The organism is Tatumella morbirosei (assembly GCF_000757425.2).
In the GTDB taxonomy this organism is placed as follows: Bacteria; Pseudomonadota; Gammaproteobacteria; order Enterobacterales; family Enterobacteriaceae; genus Tatumella; species Tatumella morbirosei.
In genome coordinates this window covers 1675796-1696624 of record NZ_JPKR02000003.1, presented here as the reverse complement: position 1 = coordinate 1696624, position 20829 = coordinate 1675796, and the positions used below count along the sequence as shown (strand labels likewise).

Annotated in this window: 15 protein-coding genes; 6 read left to right on the top strand and 9 right to left on the bottom strand. The window is 49.3% G+C overall.

The features are described from left to right. Positions 1-33: 33 nt before the first annotated feature. The 5 genes from HA49_RS10600 (at position 34) to ascB (ending at position 6685) form a co-directional block, all read left to right on the top strand. Positions 34-1128, top strand: coding sequence for a porin (locus tag HA49_RS10600; protein WP_245610191.1), 1095 nt, complete (start codon positions 34-36; stop codon positions 1126-1128). 279 nt (positions 1129-1407) lie between these two features. After that, a complete protein-coding gene (locus tag HA49_RS10595; protein WP_052752468.1) occupies positions 1408-2553 on the top strand; it encodes a porin in 1146 nt (381 codons plus the stop codon). A 214-nt stretch (positions 2554-2767) separates the two neighbouring features. Next, the gene (gene folA, locus HA49_RS10590) at positions 2768-3250 is read left to right on the top strand and encodes a type 3 dihydrofolate reductase (protein ID WP_038023143.1); all 483 of its coding nucleotides are present in this window, start codon (positions 2768-2770) and stop codon (positions 3248-3250) included. 525 nt (positions 3251-3775) lie between these two features. Then, a complete protein-coding gene (locus HA49_RS10585; RefSeq protein ID WP_052752467.1) occupies positions 3776-5179 on the top strand; it encodes a PTS transporter subunit EIIC in 1404 nt (467 codons plus the stop codon). A gap of 114 nt (positions 5180-5293) precedes the next feature. Then, complete coding sequence (gene ascB, locus HA49_RS10580; protein ID WP_038023141.1) at positions 5294-6685, top strand: 6-phospho-beta-glucosidase; 1392 nt, start codon at positions 5294-5296, stop codon at positions 6683-6685. 51 nt (positions 6686-6736) lie between these two features. Here the strand turns inward: ascB and apaH are convergent, their stop codons facing one another. The 6 genes from apaH to lptD all read right to left on the bottom strand — a co-directional run bounded on the left by apaH (position 6737) and on the right by lptD (position 13528). Beyond that, positions 6737-7561: a bis(5'-nucleosyl)-tetraphosphatase (symmetrical) ApaH gene (gene apaH / locus HA49_RS10575; protein WP_038023138.1), complete on the bottom strand. Its 825-nt coding sequence runs from the start codon at positions 7559-7561 to the stop codon at positions 6737-6739. A 55-nt stretch (positions 7562-7616) separates the two neighbouring features. Then, on the bottom strand, positions 7617-7994 hold the full coding sequence (apaG, locus tag HA49_RS10570) for a Co2+/Mg2+ efflux protein ApaG (protein WP_038023136.1): 378 nt from the start codon (positions 7992-7994) through the stop codon (positions 7617-7619). Between the two features lie 3 nt (positions 7995-7997). Next, on the bottom strand, positions 7998-8822 hold the full coding sequence (rsmA, locus tag HA49_RS10565) for a 16S rRNA (adenine(1518)-N(6)/adenine(1519)-N(6))-dimethyltransferase RsmA (RefSeq protein ID WP_038023133.1): 825 nt from the start codon (positions 8820-8822) through the stop codon (positions 7998-8000). Then, the gene (pdxA, locus tag HA49_RS10560; protein ID WP_038023131.1) at positions 8815-9807 is read right to left on the bottom strand and encodes a 4-hydroxythreonine-4-phosphate dehydrogenase PdxA; all 993 of its coding nucleotides are present in this window, start codon (positions 9805-9807) and stop codon (positions 8815-8817) included. The genes rsmA and pdxA overlap by 8 nt, the downstream gene beginning before the upstream one ends. Further along, complete coding sequence (gene surA / locus HA49_RS10555; protein ID WP_038023128.1) at positions 9800-11092, bottom strand: peptidylprolyl isomerase SurA; 1293 nt, start codon at positions 11090-11092, stop codon at positions 9800-9802. The genes pdxA and surA overlap by 8 nt, the downstream gene beginning before the upstream one ends. A gap of 63 nt (positions 11093-11155) precedes the next feature. Continuing rightward, positions 11156-13528, bottom strand: a complete 2373-nt coding sequence (gene lptD, locus HA49_RS10550) for an LPS assembly protein LptD (RefSeq protein ID WP_038023126.1) — start codon at positions 13526-13528, stop codon at positions 11156-11158. Positions 13529-13707: 179 nt separating this feature from the next. On the opposite strand from lptD, the gene djlA reads away from it, so the two are divergent. Then, the gene (gene djlA / locus HA49_RS10545) at positions 13708-14520 is read left to right on the top strand and encodes a co-chaperone DjlA (protein ID WP_038023123.1); all 813 of its coding nucleotides are present in this window, start codon (positions 13708-13710) and stop codon (positions 14518-14520) included. Positions 14521-14575: 55 nt separating this feature from the next. Here djlA and rluA read toward each other — a convergent pair whose 3' ends face one another. The 3 genes from rluA to HA49_RS10530 form a co-directional block, all read right to left on the bottom strand. Continuing rightward, positions 14576-15229 (bottom strand): bifunctional tRNA pseudouridine(32) synthase/23S rRNA pseudouridine(746) synthase RluA, encoded by a 654-nt coding sequence (gene rluA, locus HA49_RS10540; protein ID WP_038023120.1) that lies wholly within the window; start codon positions 15227-15229, stop codon positions 14576-14578. A gap of 36 nt (positions 15230-15265) precedes the next feature. Next, the gene (gene rapA / locus HA49_RS10535; protein WP_038023444.1) at positions 15266-18172 is read right to left on the bottom strand and encodes an RNA polymerase-associated protein RapA; all 2907 of its coding nucleotides are present in this window, start codon (positions 18170-18172) and stop codon (positions 15266-15268) included. A gap of 154 nt (positions 18173-18326) precedes the next feature. After that, the gene (locus tag HA49_RS10530; protein WP_038023118.1) at positions 18327-20687 is read right to left on the bottom strand and encodes a DNA polymerase II; all 2361 of its coding nucleotides are present in this window, start codon (positions 20685-20687) and stop codon (positions 18327-18329) included. Between the last annotated feature and the right edge of the window lie 142 nt (positions 20688-20829).

Below are 20829 nucleotides of genomic sequence, written 5' to 3'. Positions count from 1 at the left end.
CGTAATAAATCTGTAACCGGTGGCCTGGTGCTAATGTCGATGCTCCCTCTTGCCTCTCAGGCGGAGATCCATTTAGTTCCTCAGGTACCTGAAGATAGCGTACTGAGTCGTCTGGATTTAACTGTTGGTGGAAGTATTCGTCCTCAGTTTAACCATTCTACAGGGGTGAACGACAAATCTTATAAACGTAACGGATTCGATGGTGGCACACGTTTTCGTTTCGGGGCTAACTATCACTTCAATGATGATCTGACCTGGATCAACTACTATGAACTGGGTGTAAACGTTCCGGCGGTATTGAAGTGGGATAACCACTATCAGAAAGGTTCTCACCATACGACTCGTCGTATGCTTTACACCGGTCTTGACAGTAAAGAGTGGGGTCGCCTGACCATTGGTCAACAAAATAGTGTTTACTATGATGTCGTCGGTGCGAAAACCGACATCTGGGATGACGATATGTTAGCCCAGGGGCCAGGTAATGGTATTAACGGTGACTACGATGGTTCGTATCGTTCACGTAAGATGCTGAAATATAAGAAATCGGTAGACCAGGTTGATGTCTATGCGAGCTTCCTGTTTGCGGATTCAAGCTACTACCCGGGCAATGGCCTGGCGTACAAACGCCAGGGTGGCGGTTCTTTAGGTGCGGATTACCATATCACCAAGGATCTGACCTGGGGTACCGCATGGAACTACACCAAAGCTTCAATGCGTGATCCTTCTACCGGTGAAGGCCGTGATTACAACCAGAACCTGTTTGGTACTGCTCTGAGCTGGAATCCGGATAACTGGGTATTGTCTGCTGGTGGCGGTTTCTATGAGAACTTCCTGCTGACTAAAAGATCCAATCTCAACGATTACTTCGCAGGTAACGCATGGGGTATTGAGTATTTCGCCGGATATAATTTCCATATTGATCAGTACGGCGTTAAGGTTATCCAACCTTACTTCATGGGTGACCGTCTGCAGTACGTTAGCGGCCGTAATTACCAGCGTATTGATAATGGCCTGGGCGTATCGTTCCAGCTGCAGCACGGCTTCCGTGTTGACGTTGAGCATATGTTTACGTCCAGCACTGACAAGATTGGCGACCTGAACCTGGTTCGTCTGCGCTACGACTTCTAATCCGTAGTGAATATATAAAAAGGGTAGCTTAACAGCTGCCCTTTTTTCATTAAGATGAATACCTCTCTGCCGGGAATAAAATACCTCATACTATCTATGAGCGCTGTATTTATTCTGTGATCTTTTAATATTATTGTGTATTGATTGCCTGCTTTAACCGACAAAGTATCCCGTTATCCTCATTATTAATTACATTCTGCCATGATAATTTGTTACTGGTGATTTACCAGGGAACACGATTACTCATGTGAGATTAATTAATATTAGACAGGGTTAACTATGAATAAAAGTCGCTGCGTAATATTCTCAGGGTCGTTTGCAATATTATCGTTATTATTGCCATTAACTGGTCGTGCAGAAATAACATTAATTAAAACTGATCCGCAAAAAAATGATGTTCTTAGCCGGTTAAATTTTAAAGTCGGGGGTAGTATTCGTCCGCAAATAAACCACATGACCGGAGGGCAGGGGAAAAACTATAAGCGTAATGTCTTCGATGGAGGAAGCCGTTTTCGTTTCACTGCTGATTTCCGTATTACCGATGATCTGATTTGGACAAACTATTATGAACTTGGAGTGAATATCCCGGCGTTGTTGAACTGGGATAATCATCATGCTGATGGGGATAGGAATACATTACGCAGGATGATGTATACCGCATTACGCAGCTCACAATGGGGTGAACTGAGTTTCGGTCAGCGCAATAGTATTTATTATGATGTGGTGGGAGCTAAAACCGATATCTGGGATTACGATATGCTTGGACAGGGACCCGGTAACGGAATTAACGGCGATTATGATGGTTCTTACCGGCCCCGGAAGCAGTTGAGGTACCAGAATCAGTTCGGCGATGTCAGTTTATACGTTGCCTACCTGTTTTCTGATGTTGATTACCTGCCGGGTAATGGCCTTCATTACAAGCGGCGGAGTGGTGGTTCACTGGGCTTTAATTACAGTATCACACCGGATCTGAACTGGGGGATGGCATGGAACTACACTAAGGCCCGGATGAGGAACCCACAACTTCATGAAAATAAAAACGAAAATCAGAACTTGCTGGGAACTGCGTTCAGCTGGCGTCCCGGGCAGTGGCGGCTGGCCGCCGGTGGGGGCTGGTATCAGAATTTCGCACCCAGCCATCGTATTGATGTTAATAATTATTTTGCGGGAGATGCCTGGGGGCTGGAATATTATGCCGGATATAACCTGCCAGTTCAGCGTTATATTCTGCAGTCAGTACAACCCTATTTTATGGGTGATCGCATGCAATTTGTGACAGGGCGTAACTATCAGCGTAAAGACAATGGGTTAGGGATATCTTTTGCCCTGGATTATGGCTTCCAGGTGGATTATGAGTACGTCATTACCTCCGATACTGACCACCAGGGTAATATGAATCTGGTCAGGGTTTATTATAATTTTTAGACGATGCAAAGCGGTCAGCTATGGTTGAATACCTGAGGGTGGGGCTGCGAGCCAATTTCCTGTTTAAGCGGATATTTTCCGTGACGGAGGAAACAGGTTAGCGGTGAGTTCACCCGGGATCCGGCCCGTAAGGCGGTGAAATAGTCTCAATGCCTATCGACGAAGGCAAAGCCTTTCCGTATGATGTCGCCAATTTTTCGAGCGGGTTAACGTAATGATTAGTCTGATTGCTGCTATGGCAGCAGATCGTATTATTGGAATGGATAATGCCATGCCATGGAGCTTACCGGCCGATCTGGCCTGGTTTAAAAAACATACCCTGAACAAACCCGTAATTATGGGGCGCCGTACGTTTGAGTCGATAGGCAGACCACTTCCTGGTCGTCTGAACATTGTTATCAGCCGTACCCCGGGAGAGACTGCAGGGGTCACCCGGGCGACATCCCTGGAAGACGCTTTACGGCTGGCAGGGGATGCTTCTGAGATTATGGTTATTGGTGGTGGAAAAATCTATGCTCAGATGCTGGAGAAAGCTGATCGGTTGTATCTGACACACATCGATGCGGAAGTGGAAGGTGATACCCAGTTTCCTGACTACGATCCGGACCAATGGCATTCGGTTTTCAGTGAGTTCCATGATGCTGACAGTAATAATACCCACAGTTTTTGCTTCGAAATTCTTGAGCGCCGCCGTTAGTTTGTACTTAATTATGTTGGGGGATTCGGTATATCGCCGGATCCCTGACGATTATTATCTCCTGCAGGCATACATTATCGGCCGGAATTGCCTGTTGATGCTTACCCCTCCTTAATTATCTTTTTATAAAACGATCCTGTTCACAATTTTAATCTTCCCGGTAAATAATAGTGGATTAACCAGCCTGTAATGCTATTTTGGGGAAAGTTGACGACAGTAAAGCAATAGGAATTTTCCATAATTATAGAGATTAATCATTATCTTTTAACTATTACGGAGAAGGTGTTTGAAATCTGTAGTCGGTCTTTGACATTTAATTGTTAAGCATCGTATCTGAATATGACCTACTGTTTGCTGGTCGCACATCATAAATATTCTACGAATAAAAATATCTAGCAAAACTGGTGCCAGACAGGACGATGAGTAATTATCTGTGTCAGGGCAGGGGGGAATGGGTTGGGCAGTCTGTAGGTGAGAATATTCACAGTAAATAAGGAAATTACACAGTAAATCAGGGAGATTAGGATGACAGGATATGTGCAACTGGCGACGCAGATTGTCGAAGCTGTGGGTGGAAAAAATAATATTCAGACGGTAGTTCATTGTGCAACAAGGTTACGTTTCAAACTAGCATCAACGCCTTTAGATGCCGCCAGCAAAGTTAAGGCCCTGGAAGGGGTTATGGCCGTTGTTGAAAGTGGTGGGCAATTCCAGGTGGTGATTGGTAATCATGTGGGGGAAGTGTTCCGGGCGATAGAATTGTTTCTTGCCGGTGACGGAGAAGTGCGACAGGATACCGATCGTACTGCACCCTCAAAACCTGCTGCTGGTTTACTGGCGCGTTTTATTGATCTGGTTTCAGGAATATTTACCCCTGTACTGGGTGTGATGGCGGCCTCAGGGATGTTGAAGGGGTTTCTGGCATTAGCGCTGGCACTTAATCTGTTGTCACAGGAGAGTGGCACTTACCAGATATGGTTTGCCGCCAGTGATGCACTCTTTTACTTTTTCCCACTGGTACTGGGTTACACGGCGGGTAAGAAATTTGGCGGTTCTCCGTTCCTGACGATGGCAATTGGTGGGGCACTGGTTCATCCGGTTATCATGTCACTGAGTAATGGCAGTGATCCCTCGGCAGTTGATACTTTTTTTGGCCTGCCACTCACCTTTATCAATTACAGCTCCTCGGTGATCCCGATTATTTTTGCATCCTGGGCATGCTGCTGGCTTGAAAAGCAGCTTTATCCACGCCTGCCATCCTCTATCCGTAATTTTGCCACTCCACTTTTTTGCCTGATGGTGATAGTTCCACTGACATTTCTGGTGATAGGTCCATTATCTACCTTCCTCAGTCAGTGCCTGGCTTCGGGCTATCAGTGGATCTATGACATCGCGCCATGGATTGCCGGTATTTTCCTGGGGTCTGTATGGCAGATCTGTGTGATCTTTGGTTTGCATTGGGGACTTATCCCGGTGGCCATTAATAACCTGAGTATGCTCGGCTTTGACACTATTGTTCCATTGTTGCTGCCTGCTGTGCTTGGTCAGACAGGTGCTGCTTTGGGTGTTTTCCTGGCTTGCAAAGAGCAGAAGCTGAAGATGCTGGCAGGAACTTCAGTGACTGCAGGTTTGTTTGGTATTACTGAGCCTGCAATCTATGGCGTGACGTTACCGCTCAGAAAACCCTTTATGATGGGTTGTATTGCAGGAGGAATCGGTGGCGGGATCGTTGGGTTGTTCCAGGCAAAAGTCTGGTCTTTCGGACTCGTCAGTGTATTTTCGTTCACTCAGATGATTCCTGCTGAAGGTGTTGACCTCTCTGTCTGGGGGGCCGTGGTAGGAGCGATAACAGCGCTGTTACTTTCCTGCCTGTTAACGTTTTTCTTTGGGGTACCACGTACATCACCGGTAGCAACGACGCAAAGATAATAATCCACTGGCAGGCAGCAAACCAAAGAAGTTTTAGTATGGATACTGCCTGACGGTTAACAGAACAACGGCCACCGTGCCGGAAGATGACAGCCACTATCTAAGGAGAGATAAATGAATTTGTTTCCGGAATCATTTCTATGGGGAGGAGCCATTGCCGCTAACCAGACAGAGGGAGCATGGCGGGAAGACGGTAAGGGACTTTCAACTTCAGATGTACAACCGAAGGGCATCTTCGGAGAAATTGATCTACGGACATCCACACAAAGTCAGCTAAAAGACATCGCTATCGATTTTTATCATCGCTATCCGCAGGATATTGCGTTGTTTGCTGAAATGGGCTTTACCTGCCTGCGTTTATCTATTGCCTGGACGCGTATTTTTCCGCGAGGTGATGAGAGTGAACCTAATGAAGCCGGACTGGCATATTACGATAATCTGTTCACTGAACTGGAGAAGTATAACATTCAGCCTATGGTCACCCTGTCGCATTATGAAATGCCATGGGCATTAGTCTCTGAGTACGGTGGCTGGGGTAACCGCCAGGTGATTGAGTTTTTTATACGCTATGCCAGAGTGGTCTTTACGCGCTACCGGCAGCGTGTCAGTTTGTGGCTGACATTTAACGAAATCAATATGTCACTGCATGCGCCGTTAACCGGGGTAGGTATTGCTGCAGACAGCAGCCTTAATGATATCTATCAGGCGATCCATCATCAGTTGGTGGCCAGTGGACTGGCAGTTCAGGCATGTCATGAAATTATCCCGCAGGCCAAAATCGGTAACATGTTGCTGGGCGGATTGCTCTATCCGTTAACCCCAAAACCGGAGGATGTCTGGGCGACACTGAGTGAAAATCGCCACTGGCTGTTTTTTGGTGATGTGCAGGTCAGAGGAGAGTATCCGGGCTACATGCAACGCTATTTTCGCGAGAATAATATCTGTCTGGAGATAACGGATCAGGACAAAGCGGCCCTGAAGCACAGTATTGATTTTATTTCCTTCAGTTATTACATGTCTGGCTGTGCCTGTGCAGATGCCTCGGCTCATGACTCTTGCCAGGGCAACATACTGAATATGATCCCTAACCCGCATCTTGCGGCTTCAGAATGGGGGTGGCAGATTGATCCGGTGGGGTTACGGGTACTGCTGAATTTGCTGTGGGATCGATATAATAAACCCTTGTTTATTGTAGAGAATGGTCTCGGTGCACGCGACCAACTGACAGAAGATCATCAGGTGATTGATGATTACCGGATAAGCTATCTGAACTCTCATTTACTTCAGGTCAGAGAGGCACTGGAGGACGGGGTGGAGATTATGGGATACACCAGTTGGGGTCCTATTGATCTGGTCAGTGCATCGAAGGCTGAATTCTTGAAACGCTATGGCTTTATTTATGTTGACCGAAATGATGACGGAGAGGGCAGTTTAGAACGTTATCGTAAGAAGAGTTTTGGCTGGTATCAGTCAGTAATTGCCAGCAGAGGGGCCGTACTTAAGTAGAGATGTTTACTTTAGCCCTACAGCTTGCTGTAGGGCTGACACGTTATTGAATCAGTTCTTTTTGCGTTGCAGTGACGGCTGGTGAAAATATTTGTTATCTTCCCAGCGTAACATTGTCAGGCTGCCACCCCAGCAGCAGCCAGTATCCAGCCCGATGATTCCGTCTGGAGTTCCCTTGCCTTCCAGTGATGCCCAGTGACCGAAAACAATAGTATAGTTATCGCGCACCGGACCGTTTAGCATAAACCAGGGTTTTAGCGGAGGTGTGGCTTTTTCCGGAGTGTCCTTACAAATCATATCCAACTGACCGTTAGGGAAGCAGTAGCGCATTCGGGTGAGTGCGTTAGCACTGAATCTCAGCCGGGACAAACCGCTGAGTTCAGGAGACCAGTTATTAGGCATATCGCCGTACATCGCATCAAGGAACAACGGATAACTTCCACTGGAGAGAATAGCTTCCAGTTCTCTGGCGCAGACCGTTGCTGTTTCAATGTCCCACTGCGGTGTGATACCGGCATGGGCCATAACCAGTTTCTTCTCCTCGTCGACCTGTAGCAAAGGCTGCCGACGCAACCAGTTGATCAGGCTGTCGCAGTCTTCAGCTGCCAGTAAGGCAGCGAGATTATCTTTAGGTTTATTGCGGCTGATTCCGGCGTAGACTGCGAGGATATGCAAATCGTGGTTACCAAGCACCAGACGAACCGAATCGCCCAGCGATTTCACTTTACGTAATACCGCCAGAGAATCGGGCCCACGCGCCACCAGATCACCGGTCAGCCAGAGTTCATCGGTTGATGGGTCAAAATTGACCTTTTTCAGCAACGCAGTAAATTCAGCGTAGCAACCGTGAATATCACCAATCAGATAGGTACTCATGAAAATCCTGTCAACGTAAAACAGCCGTCCTGAAGGCAGACCGGCGATGTGATTCTTAATGGAGCTGGGCAGAGACTGCCAGACGAAATACAGGAATAGGAGTATGGAACTGCTCGCCGTGTTCATCCTGCATAATATAATGTCCCTGCATGGTGCCGATAGGGGTTTCCAGAACAGTACCACTGGTGTATTGATATTCACCACCAGGGGCTATCACGGGTTGCTCCCCGACCACACCTTCTCCACGAACTTCGGTTTCATTGCCATTACCATTAGTAATCAGCCAGTAGCGTTCAAGCAAGCGGACAGTGTCATGCCCCAGATTACGTATAGTAATAGTATAGGCAAACACATAACGTTCGGCTTCCGGTTGAGACTGTGAAGCTACATAAAACGTCTGTACGTGGACGTAAACGCGTCTGGATCCACTCATGGTTTAGCTCTCCTGAGGTTGCTCCGGATGTTCAGTCAGCCAGTGTGCCAACTGGCAGTATTGGTCAATAGTCACATTCTCTGCACGCAGATTATTATCAATACCTAAATCGGCCAGCACAGCTTCAGGAAACAGATGTCCAAGGCTGTTTCGCAGAGTTTTACGGCGTTTACCAAATGCCTCAGTAGTAATGCGGCTCAGCACTTTGACGTTGACTGCCGGATAAGGTGACTGAGTATGCGGAATCAGTCGGACTACCGCAGAATCGACTTTAGGCGGGGGCGTAAAAGAATGTGGCGGAACTTCCAGGACAGGAATAACCTGACAGTAATATTGCGCCATCACGGTTAAACGCCCATAAGCTTTACTTCCCGGGCCGGCGACCAGACGATTAACCACCTCTTTCTGCAGCATAAAGTGCATATCTTTAATAGCACCATGGTAGCTGAACAGGTGGAACATCAGCGGGGTAGAGATATTGTAAGGTAAATTCCCAAACACCCGCAGTGGCTGGCCACGTTCTGCTGATAACTCAGCAAAATTGAAGGTCATAGCATCCTGCTGGAAAATCGTCAGTTTTGGACCGAGGAACGAGTGCGTCTGTAAACGAGCTGCCAGGTCGCGGTCGAGTTCGATCACCGTTAATGCATCCAGATGCTCTCCAACGGGTTCAGTCAGAGCGCCGAGCCCGGGGCCGATTTCAACCATCGCATCACTTTTTTGCGGGTGAATAGCTGAGACAATACTGTCTATAATATATTGATCGTTAAGGAAGTTTTGCCCGAAACGTTTACGGGCGTAGTGCCCCTGATGGACGCGATTATTCATTACTGCTCTTAATCATATTTAGGGCGAGGTTAATCGCCGTAATAAAGCTTCCCGGATCTGCCAGGCCTTGGCCGGCTAACTCAAGTGCTGTTCCATGGTCAACAGAAGTCCGGATAAATGGCAGGCCGAGGGTAATATTCACCGCCCGGCCAAAACCCTGATATTTTAACACGGGTAAGCCCTGATCGTGATACATCGCCAGCACTGCGTCGGCGTTTTGCAGATACTTAGGCTGGAACAGGGTATCGGCAGGTAAAGGTCCGATAAGGGTGATTCCCTGCTGTCGGAGCTCTTCCAGTGCCGGTTCAATCACATCGATTTCTTCGCGGCCCATATGGCCACCTTCACCAGCGTGTGGATTCAGCCCGCAAACCAGAATGGTTGGGCTGGCAATATGAAATTTATGCTGCAAATCGTGATGAAGGATAGAGATAACCTCATGCAGATTCTCCCGGGTAATCGCCGCAGAGACCTCTTTCAGAGGCAGGTGAGTCGTGGCAAGCGCTACACGTAATTCTGTGGTTGCCAGCATCATTACCACTTTTTCACAGCCTGCCCGGTCTGCGAAAAACTCAGTATGCCCTGTGAACGGGATACCTGCATCGTTAATGATACCTTTATGTACCGGACCGGTGACCAGTGCGGAAAATTCGTCTCTCAGACAGCCATCACAGGCTGTTGCCAGTGTTCTTAGTACATAATTACTATTATCGACAGAAAGCTGCCCGGCGATGGTTCGGGTATTCAGAGGTACCGGTAACAAAGTTAAACTCCCGGCTTGCTGGGGCTGTGCCGGGGAACCTGGCTGATAATCTCTCAGCGTCAGTGGCAGACCCAGTTGTGCAGCCCTGTCAAGCAAAAGCTGTCTGTCGGCACATACAACTAATTCGGCCGGCCATTGCTGGCCGGCCAGGAGTACAGTCAAATCAGGACCAATCCCGGCAGGCTCGCCGGGAGTGATCACTATTCTTGGTATGTCAGCCATTGTTATCCAGAATCTTCACATAAGCTTCAGCACGTTGTTCCTGCATCCAGGTCTGTGCTTCTTCTGCAAACTTACGGTTAAACAACATCCGGTAGGCCCGGTCTTTACCCGCATCTTCGGTCCTGTCTACCTGACGGGTATCCATCAGTTGAATTAAATGCCAGCCGAAAGATGAACGAACAGGTTGGCTGATTTGGCCCTTGTTCAGATGCATAACCGCGTCACGGAAGGCAGGATCATAAATATTTGGTGAGGCCCAGCCCAGATCACCGCCCTGATTGGCTGAACCGGGATCTTCAGAGTACTGTCTTGCCGCCTGGGCAAAAGTTATTTTACCGCTACGGATGTCAGCAGCAATCTGTTCGATTTTCGCACGCGCCTGCTGGTCAGACATAATTGGCGATACTTTGATCAGTATATGGCGGGCATGGACTTCGGTGACCGAAACATTTTGAGATTCGCCACGCACATCATTTACTTTCAGAATGTGGAAACCCACACCAGAGCGGATTGGGCCAACGATATCCCCTTTATGAGCAGTGCTCAGTGCCTGGCTAAACAGACTCGGCAGTTCTTCAATTTTCCCCCAACCCATATTGCCGCCTTTCAGCGCCTGTGGGTCAGCAGAGTAAGTGACGGCCATTTTACCAAAATCTGCACCGTTCTTCAGTTCACCCACCAGCTTTTTAGCCAGGGCTTCTTCATCATCCACTTGCTGCTGAGTAGGATTTTCTGGCAGAGGTAGCAGGATCATACTCAGGTTCAGTTCGGTGCCTGGTACGTTCTGGTTTGCTATCTGTTTTGCCAGGTTATCGACTTCCTGAGGAAGAATAGTCACACGGCTTCTTACTTCATTGTTACGAACCGTAGAGATCAGCATTTCCTTACGGATCTGATTACGATAGGTTGCATAGTTAACCCCATCATAGCTCAGTCGGCTGCGCAACTGATCCATGCTCATATGGTTCTGTGCAGCAATATTCTGAATAGCCTGATCCAGTTCCTGGTCACTTATCTGAATTCCGGCACGCTGACCGATCTGAGTGATAATACTGTCCATGATTTCACGCTCAAGGATCTGATGGCGTAATGTCTGATCGTCAGGCAATTGCTGGCCGGCCTCTTTAGCCTGAGTCTTCACCGTGCTCATCATGTCATCGACGTCACTTTCTAACACCACACTGTTGTTCACAATCGCAGCGACTTTATCAACCATCTGTGGTGCTGCAATAGCAGTAGTAGCGTTCATCGCTACACACAGAATCAGCATTCTCCAGTTCTTCATACTTTATCCATCGTTGTTACCGCTTTGCGGAATTTACCGGCTAAACATTTATACATTACAACATCAAAAAGCAGGCTGATAAGGGATAATTCCCTGATTCAGCATTTGAGCTGTTCCCAGAGTGTAGTTTGAACTCAGGCCCCGGAACTCTATGTTGAATGAAATTGAGTTGTCATATTTACTTGTATCATTTTCCCAGCCGTTGATTTTACGCTCATATCCGAAACGAATAGCGTAACAACAAGAGCTGTACTGAACGCCTAACATTTGGTCTGCCGGCTTACTATTACGGGTATCATAATAGTAAGCACCCACGATGGACCATGCATCCGCAATCGGCCAGCTTGCCGTTGCCCCGACCTGTGAAATCCCGTTTTTATAAATCGGGTTTTCCAGCAGTGATGCATCATTCAGCGCCTGCGCCACATATTGCGGGCTGCTGTAACGATAGCTCAGCTGTACCATACGATCGGCATCACGACGATATTCCAGAATCGCATTGCCCTGGGCAATGTTATCCAGTTTTGTATCATATTGCAGGCCGCCACGGACACCCCAGTAATCACTGATTTTCCAGTAAGTATCACCGGCCCAGGTCAGGCTTCCACGGTCGTTACTATCGTCAAGTTCATCACTCCCGGTGCGGGCAGGTGTAAACGAATAGATTTGACCTACAGAAACATTAAAACGTTCAACCAGATTGTTATCATAAATTCGGGTTGTCACCCCGGAGGCGACCTGGTTTGCGGAAGATATACGATCCAGGCCGCTGTAAGTACGATCACGGAACAGCCCGGTATAGTCGGTCTGTAGCAATGTTGAATCGTAAGGATAGATATTACTCTGGTTACGGTATGGTACATAAAGGTACTGAACGCGGGGTTCCAGCGTCTGGGTATAGCCAGGCGACCAGTCCATATCGCGATCAAACACCATTTTTCCATCCACTTTAAACTGTGGCATGGTGCGGTTAACCGAGTGTTTCAGCTGATACCGGTCTGCAGAGCTGTCAATGGACCCATTGTTATAGTTGTCAATGTTATCCTGCTGATAATGTGTCGCCAGTAATTTTGCTTCAGTATCCAGGCTGGCCCAGCCATTTGACAGCGGCAAATCCAGGGTGGGTTCAATATGTAACCGGTCTGCCCGCGGATAATTCGGGTTAGTGTTGGTAAACCGGGCAAACTGTCCATAAACATGCGCATCAAAAGGGCCGATATCATTCTGGTAAACATTCACATCCAGCTGAGGCAGCACTCGATAAATACTGGTAGTGGTATGTGAGAATGTCTGGAAGTCTTTACTCGACAGTGTTGCATCCCAGTTAGTATCGGCATAACCGATACTGAATTTCTGGTTCGCATAACCGTCGGTCGAACTGTAGTATCTTGAGGCCAGATCGTTGAAATAGTAACTGTCACTGACTTTGCTGTAGTCTGCGTTGAAGCGCCAGTGTTGGTCATAGACCCCGCTATGGCGCCAGTAGAACAGCCAACGGTCTGAACTGTCATCTGCAGCGATGTCGCGGGCAGCTTTGTCTTTATTGTACTGGCTGTCAGAAGGAAGATAATCCAGTTCCATCAAACCACTACCAAACTCAGACAGATAACGAAATTCGTTTTGCAGTTGCAGGCCGCGTTTACTCATGTAGTGCGGAGTAATGGTCGCATCCATCTGCGGCGCAATATTCCAGTAATAAGGCAACATGAATTCGAAGCCATTATCATTACCGTATTTTGCATTGGGGATCAGGAAACCGGAACGACGACGATCACCGATCGGAAGCTGCAGGTATGGGCTGTAGAAAATCGGCACCGAACCTACTTTAAAACGGGCATTCCAGATTTCGGCGACCTGCTCCTGGCGGTCTTCAATAATCTCAGAACCGGCGACACTCCAGCTGTTGTCTCCGGGTAAACAGGAAGTAAAGCTACCGTTTTCCAGGATGGTATAACGGTTATTACCCCGTAGCTTCATCTGGTCAGCAGAGCCTCGACCCTGGCGGCCAACCATCTGATAATCGCCATTCCAGACATTCGTATCCTTGGTATTCAGATTGGACCATGCTTTCGGCCCCTTAAGAATTACCTGATTATCATCATAATGCACGTTTCCCAATGCATCGACGGTACGTGTCGGTGTACTCTGCCCGGATTGCTGGCGCTGATGAAGCTGGATTTCATCGGCCTGGAGCTGGCCATTACCCTGGTTTACACTGACTTTGCCGGTAAATACCGAATCGTCAGGATAAGTCCCTTTAGCGGAATCAGAATGAATAGTGACCGGTTGCTCATTCGGCGTACCGCTGGTTAAAGGACGGTTATAAGAGGGTACGCCCAGCATACATTGCGACATCAGATCATCGGCAAGGCTGTGCTGGCTGTAGAGCGCTGCACCAATCATCGTGGCCAGCAAGGTTGGTAATCTTTTATTCATACGTAGTATTAGGGATTCCGTAAAAACTGGCATCATGCCGACAATCAGACGGAGACTAACTTACCGCATAATGGCGCTGGTGTTAATCCTGATCTCTTCGGTTTGCGGATAGGCGGTTAACCAAATGACAGGTATGATAATGCAAATTTCGGCCGTAAGCATGGCGAATTGAGGAGTTTATGCGCTATTGGGGTAAAGTAATTGGATTAGCAGTGGGTATTTTCTCCGGAGCAGGCTTCTGGGGCATTGTTCTGGGACTAATGATAGGCCACGCTATCGACAAAATTCGTATCGGAAGTGGACAAGGATATTTTTCTGATAACCAGTCACGGCAGAATCTGTTCTTCCGTACCACTTTTCAGGTCATGGGGCATCTGACCAAGTCTAAAGGGCGGGTGACCGAGGCAGATATTCAGATTGCGTCAGCATTTATGGAACGGATGCAACTGCATGGAGAGTCGCGCCGTTCAGCCCAGCAGTCCTTCCGCGAAGGTAAAGATAGCCATTATCCGTTGCGTGAAAAACTGCGGGAATTTCGTAGTGCCTGCTTTGGACGCTTTGACCTTATCCGGATGTTTCTGGAAATTCAGGTACAGGCCGCGTTTGCCGATGGCGTGCTGCACCCGAATGAGCGCCAGGTTCTGTATGTGATTGCAGAAGAGCTTGGGATCTCCAGGATACAATTCGATCAGTTTCTGCGGATGATGGCCGGGGGAGAGCAATTTTCGGGGGCTGGTGGACAGTATCAGGGCAACTATCAGCAACCACAGCGCGGCCCGACCCTGGAGGATGCCTGCAGTGTGCTGGGGGTCAATCCCGGGGATGACAGCACCACCATTAAACGAGCTTACCGGAAACTGATGTCGGAGCATCATCCAGACAAACTGGTGGCGAAAGGCCTGCCTCCGGAGATGATGGAAATGGCGAAACAGAAAACCCAAAAAATACAGTCTGCTTACGATCTGATTCGTAAGGAAAAAGGGTTTAAATAATCCGGCACCCGGACATTACCACGACAGGTAATGTCCGCCGGTTTGAGGGGGATTTTCAGAAATCTGCCGGCTGGCGAAATGTCATGGGTGTGCCGTAGTGCGGGTGGGTAATGGTCAGTGATTCTGCATGTAATAACAAACGATCTGCCAGTGCTTTAGCTTCCGGATGCGCGTAGAAACCATCCCCGAGAATCGGATGGCCTAGTGCCAGCATATGTACCCGCAACTGGTGAGAACGGCCAGTTACCGGCTTTAACTCAACTCTGCAACTTAAGTCATCGCAATATTCGAGTACCCGCCATTCGGTCTGAGCTGCTTTACCGGTTTCAAAGCATACCTTTTGCTTAGGCCGGTTCGGCCAGTCGCAAATTAACGGCAGGTCGACCAGACCTTCGTCTTTTTCCGGGTGCCCCCAGATCCTTGCGATATAGGTCTTCTTCGGTTCACGTTCCCGAAACTGTCGTTTCAGTTCGCGTTCAGCAGCTTTGGTTAATGCCACCACAATAATACCGCTGGTTGCCATATCCAGTCGATGCACTGACTGTGCGCCGGGATAATCTCGCAGAATCCGCAGCATCACACTATCCTGATGTTCAGGCAGGCGACCTGGCACGGATAACAGTCCGCTGGGTTTATTAACCACCATGATATGGCTGTCCTGATACAGGATATGCAGCCAGGGTTCGGTAGGGGGATTATAAGCTTCCATTGTATATCCATCGGGGGGTATCCCCCCCGTTTGCGGTTACTGATGTGTGACAACAATCAGCCGTAAAGCATCCAGTCGCCAGTTAGCCTGCGCAAGGCTTTCGGTGACTTCACTGCGATTAGTTTCCAGTGCTTCAACTTCATCATCACGGATATTCGGGTTAACTGCCTGTAACGCCCGCAGGCGGTCCAGTTCAGCGCTCAGCGTTTCATCCGCCTGGCGTCGGGCCTGTTCAATCACGGCCTGTGCCTCACTGACCACCAGTTCTTCACCACGAGTCAGAATCTGGTAAACATCCTGTTGGACCGCATTGACCAGTTTACTGCCGGTATGACGATTTACTGCGGTCAACTGGCGGTTAAAGCTTTCGAATTCCACTTTGGCTGCCAGATTGTTGCCTGCTTTATCCAGCAACAGCCGTAATGGTGTCGGTGGCAGAAAGCGGGTGAGTTGCAGATGTTTCGGCGCCTGTGCTTCAACAACATACATCAGTTCCACCAACAGAGTACCTACCGGTAAGGCTTTATTTTTCAGTAACGAAATAGCGCTGCTACCGGTGTCACCTGAAAGTATGAGATCCAGTCCGTTACGGATTAACGGGTGTTCCCAGGTAATAAACTGGGTATCCTCACGGGATAATGCCTGCTCACGGTTAAAAGTGATGGTGCAGCCATCTTCCGGTAATCCCGGGAAGTCAGGTACCAGCATATGGTCTGAGGGCGTAAGAACAATCAGGTTGTCACTGCGGTCATCCTGATTGATACCAACAATATCAAACAGATTCAGTGCGAAGTTGACCAGTTCAGTATCATTATCCTGGGCGGCTATCTCATCTGCCAACTGTACTGCCTGTTCACCACCGTTAGAGTTCAGCTCCAGCAAGCGGTCACGACCTTGTTCCAGTTGCGATTTCAACGTGTCGTGCTGCTGCCGGCTATCGGCGATAAAATCATCCAGCCCCGTGGTATCTTCCGGCGAGGCAAGATATTTCAGTAACTGTGGGTGTACTGCGTCATAGACCGTTCGACCGGTAGGGCAGGTATGCTCAAAGGCATCCAGACCTTCATGGAACCAACGTAGCAATACGGCCTGAGCAGTATTTTCCAGCCAGGGGACCAGAATCTGAATATCATTTTGCTGACCGATACGATCCAGACGACCAATTCGTTGTTCCAGAAGGTCCGGGTTGAACGGCAGGTCAAACATGACCAGCCGGCTGGCAAACTGGAAGTTACGACCTTCAGAGCCAATCTCCGAACACAGCAGGACCTGCGCACCCTCTTCGCGCGAGGCAAAAAACGCCGAGGCTTTATCCCGTTCTATTATCGATAAACCTTCATGGAACACCGCTGCGCGGATACCTTCACGTTCACGCAAATATTGTTCCAGTTGGAGTGCCGTTGCGGCTTTCGCACAGATAACCAGCACTTTCTCTTTACGGTTTTCCAGTAAGTAATTGCTCAGCCACTCAACTCGCGGATCAAATGCCCACCAGGTCCCGCTGTCACCTTCAAATTCCTGATAAATTTGCTCCGGATAGAGCATATCCCGCGCGCGTTCTTCGGCACTCTTACGGCTACCCATAATGCCGGATACCTTAATAGCCGTCTGGTATTGTGAGGGTAATGGCAGGCGGAATTGCTGTAACTGTCGTTCCGGAAAGCCTTTGACTCCCTGACGAGTATTACGGAACAGAACGCGGCTGGTGCCGTGGCGGTCCATCAGCAGTGATACCAGTTTCCTGCGAGCTTCGAGCCGGTTCTCATCGCGGCTGTTAGCTTTCTCAATCAGCGGACCGATGTCCTGATCGCTGATCAAATTATTAATCATCGCGACTTCGTCGGCAGAAACCGGATGATCGGCGAGCAAAGAGGTGACGGCATCAGCGACCGGTTGATATTGCTGCTGTTCTGCAACAAATTGCTGGTAATCATGAAAACGGTTGGGATCGAGCAACCGCAGGCGGGCAAAGTGGCTTTCCATACCTAACTGCTCAGGGGTTGCTGTCAGCAGCAGAACCCCCGGGATGTTTTCAGCCAGTTTTTCAACCACCAGATATTCACGACCCGCCTTGCCTTCGTTCCAGGACAGGTGATGGGCTTCATCCACCACCAACAAATCCCATTCTGCTTCAGCCATTGCTTCCAGGCGCTGTTTATTTTTACAGGCGAAATCGAGCGAGCAAATGACCAGTTGTTCGGTGTAAAACGGATTGCTGGTGTCAAACTGGGCTTCGGTATAGCGTTCATCATCAAACAGCGCAAAACGCAGATTAAAGCGGCGTAACATCTCGACCAGCCACTGATGTTGCAGTGTTTCCGGAACAATAATCAGGACACGTTCAGCACGGCCGGCCAGCAATTGTTGCTGGATTATCATCCCGGCTTCAATGGTTTTTCCCAGTCCAACTTCATCCGCCAGTAGTACCCGGGGAGCGTGTCGGCGACCGACATCATGGGCGATATGCAACTGATGTGGGATCAGATTAGTACGCATACCACGCAAGCCGCTCACGGGCAGGCGATACTGAGCGCTCTGATATTTACGGGCACGAAAACGCAGAGCAAAACGGTCCATACGGTCGAGCTGACCGGCAAACAATCTATCCTGAGGTTTACTGAATACCAGTTTACTATCGAGCATGACTTCCCGCAGGCTGACACCGGTTTCCTGCGTATCAGTCCGCACTCCGGTGTAAGTCATTACTCCGTCATTATCCGTGACGTTTTCTACGGTAAGCTGCCAGCCTTCGTGGCTGGTAATAGTATCGCCCGGGTTAAAAATGACACGGGTAATCGGAGAATCATTGCGGGCATAAAGTCTGTTTTCGCCAGTTGCCGGAAAAAGTAAAGTGACCATACGTGCATCGATAGCGACGACCGTCCCCAGTCCAAGTTCACTTTCTGTATCACTAATCCAGCGCTGACCAAGTGTAAAAGGCATAAATAATGAGCTCGATTCTCTTAACATGTAAAAAGATATTCATGCTCCGCAGACAATAGCATGTTGACCAGACAAGAGGTCTGGTAAATAAATGCAGAGCAATGAAATTCAGGGAGGGCGCTATGTTACTGGAAGGCGAGCCATTCGTCACCTATCAAAACAGCCCCAGTTGCCCGGTTATCAGTGTGGCAAAATTTCCGTCGACAAATCCAAGAATGCCATCGGCAATAGGTTCCAGCTGCCGGCTGAGGTAGTGGTCATAATCCAGCGGTGCAGTCCGGGCGTTCAGGGGTTCAGGGCCGCGGGTGGTGATGACATAATGAATCGTCCCGCCTTTCTGGTAACGCAATGGCTGGCCGTCCTTACGGTGCTGCTCATCTGCCAAAAGGGCCGCACGGGCATGTGGCGGGATATTACGCTGATAGTCGCCCAGCGGCCTGCGCAGACGTTTGCTGTAAATCAGCTGATCATCCAGTTCTCCCGCCATCAACTGCGCGACAGTATCCCGCACATATTGTTGCCAGGGCTGGCGGCGAAAGATTAAATCGTACAGTGTCTGCTGAAACTGCCGGGCCAGCGGGGTCCAGTCGGTCCGTACCGTTTCCAGCCCTTTGAAAATGATCTGCGATTTGCCCTGCTGGCAGACCAGTCCGGCATAGCGTTTTTTGCTGCCTTGTTCTGCGCCACGAATCGTCGGCATCAGGAAACGGCTGTAGTGATTCTCATATTCCAGCTCCAGGGCACTGACCAGGTTGAACTGCTGAGCCAGTTGCTGTTGCCACCAGGCGTTCACATCGTCTGCCAACCTCCTGCCAATCTCTGCGGCCTGTTGTTCGCTGTGAGCAGTCTTCAGCCAGACAAACGTTGAGTCAGTATCACCATAGATAACCTCGTAACCCTGCTGTTCGATAAAATCACGGGTTTTCTGCATGATTTCATGTCCACGCAGAGTAATTGATGAAGCCAGCCGCGGATCAAAGAAACGGCAAGCCGGGGTCCCCAGTACGCCGTAAAAGGAGTTCATAATGATTTTTAACGCCTGGGACAGGGGCTGATTTTTCTGTTTTTTGGCCAGTTCGCGGTTTTGCCAGATCTGGCTGATGATTCCGGGCAGGCAATGCACATTGCGGGAAAAACGGGCTCCGAGAAAACCGGGTACCGGGTCAGGATCGGCAGGGTTACCCATACCTTCCGCCAGTCCTACAGGATCTATCATAAAGGTGCGGATGATCGAGGGATAAAGGCTTTTAAAATCGAGTACCAGCACCGAATCATATAATCCGGGCCGTGAGTCCATGACATATCCCCCCGGGCTGGCGGCAGGGGCAACTTCGCCCAAATTGGGAGCGACAAAGCCGGAACGATGCATTCGCGGGATATACAAATGACCAAAAGAGGCCACCGAACCGCCATGCCGATCGGCCTGAAGTCCGTTGACACTGCTTCTTTCCAGCAGGAAGGGCATCAGACTGGTTTTATGAAATATTCGGGTCACCAGTTCACAGTCGCGCAGATTGTAACGGGCCAGTGCACTCTTATTAGTGGCAAAGTTACGGTTAATTTCACCCATTCGCTGGTCCGGATCTTCGGTAAGTTTGCCTTCCCCGAGCAACTCACGTGATACATTTTCCAGGCTGAATGAGCTAAATTCCCGGAATGACGATTTAAGTGCTTCAATACCATCGATAATCAACCGGCCAGCGGCCTGTGCCATAAAAACGCCGGGTTTGAATCCGTGTTCACGCCATTCCAGAGGACTGCCTCCACGACCGGCGCGCAGAGGAATGTGATAACGATCGGCATGTTTTTGCAGAACCCGTAAATCAAACTGGATCAGGTTCCAGCCCATGATGACATCCGGGTCGTGGTCAATAAACCACTGATTAAGCATCTCCAGTAACTGCTGAGGGGTGCTCGCGTAATCGAGTTGAAAGTCGACCTGCTGATTTTCCTCTGTCGGCTCTCCCAACATCATCACCTGCCGCTGACCGCAGCCTTCAATACCGATACAGTACAGTTCCCCGTATTCGCTGGTTTCGATATCGAGCGACATCCACTTCAGTGTTGGCCGGTAATCGGGATGTGGCTTCAGTCGGGCATTATCGATGAGTATGCCTTCCTGTTGACCACTGAACCATACCGGCGCAGTGATAAACCGTTCCATCAAAAAACGTTCTGCCGGGCGGATATCGGCTTCATACACCGGAATTCCTTGTTCACGGAGCACTTTTTCCAGCCGTTGCAGTTGTCGGTACTGACGACAGTAAAGACCGGACTGAGGCTGCTGATGAAAATCCCGCAACTGCAATGGCAGCAAACGAATATTTCGTTCACCGGCTAACAGCTTTGCCGCCTGATTTGCCGCAGATTGCGGGATGAAAGCTACCGCTTCCTGCGGGGGCACACGGACCTGCACCGGCCCCTGATCGGTTGCCAGCCAGAACGTGAGTTCGATGCCGCGAGGGGTATCCCGCCAGTGACGGGTGAGCAGGAAGCCTGGTTGGGGATTATTCACGGGATCTCCGGAGTTTCAGTCATTGGAGTATAACATACCTGTCGAAGGGCACCGGTATTCCCTGCCGGCCACCGTCGGGTATCTGGTTTGGTATTAGTTTGTATTAAACCTCACACATTGCTTGACGTCTGTGCACTTGCTC

Excerpts from the sequence above, each read along its gene's own strand:
- HA49_RS10600 (WP_245610191.1), top strand. The coding sequence starts at position 34 with ATGTCGATGCTCCCTCTTGCCTCTCAGGCGGAGATCCATTTAGTTCCT.
- HA49_RS10595 (WP_052752468.1), top strand. The coding sequence starts at position 1,408 with ATGAATAAAAGTCGCTGCGTAATATTCTCAGGGTCGTTTGCAATATTA.
- folA (WP_038023143.1), top strand. The coding sequence starts at position 2,768 with ATGATTAGTCTGATTGCTGCTATGGCAGCAGATCGTATTATTGGAATG.
- HA49_RS10585 (WP_052752467.1), top strand. The coding sequence starts at position 3,776 with ATGACAGGATATGTGCAACTGGCGACGCAGATTGTCGAAGCTGTGGGT.
- ascB (WP_038023141.1), top strand. The coding sequence starts at position 5,294 with ATGAATTTGTTTCCGGAATCATTTCTATGGGGAGGAGCCATTGCCGCT.
- apaH (WP_038023138.1), bottom strand. The coding sequence starts at position 7,561 with ATGAGTACCTATCTGATTGGTGATATTCACGGTTGCTACGCTGAATTT.
- apaG (WP_038023136.1), bottom strand. The coding sequence starts at position 7,994 with ATGAGTGGATCCAGACGCGTTTACGTCCACGTACAGACGTTTTATGTA.
- rsmA (WP_038023133.1), bottom strand. The coding sequence starts at position 8,822 with ATGAATAATCGCGTCCATCAGGGGCACTACGCCCGTAAACGTTTCGGG.
- pdxA (WP_038023131.1), bottom strand. The coding sequence starts at position 9,807 with ATGGCTGACATACCAAGAATAGTGATCACTCCCGGCGAGCCTGCCGGG.
- surA (WP_038023128.1), bottom strand. The coding sequence starts at position 11,092 with ATGAAGAACTGGAGAATGCTGATTCTGTGTGTAGCGATGAACGCTACT.
- lptD (WP_038023126.1), bottom strand. The coding sequence starts at position 13,528 with ATGAATAAAAGATTACCAACCTTGCTGGCCACGATGATTGGTGCAGCG.
- djlA (WP_038023123.1), top strand. The coding sequence starts at position 13,708 with ATGCGCTATTGGGGTAAAGTAATTGGATTAGCAGTGGGTATTTTCTCC.
- rluA (WP_038023120.1), bottom strand. The coding sequence starts at position 15,229 with ATGGAAGCTTATAATCCCCCTACCGAACCCTGGCTGCATATCCTGTAT.
- rapA (WP_038023444.1), bottom strand. The coding sequence starts at position 18,172 with ATGCCTTTTACACTTGGTCAGCGCTGGATTAGTGATACAGAAAGTGAA.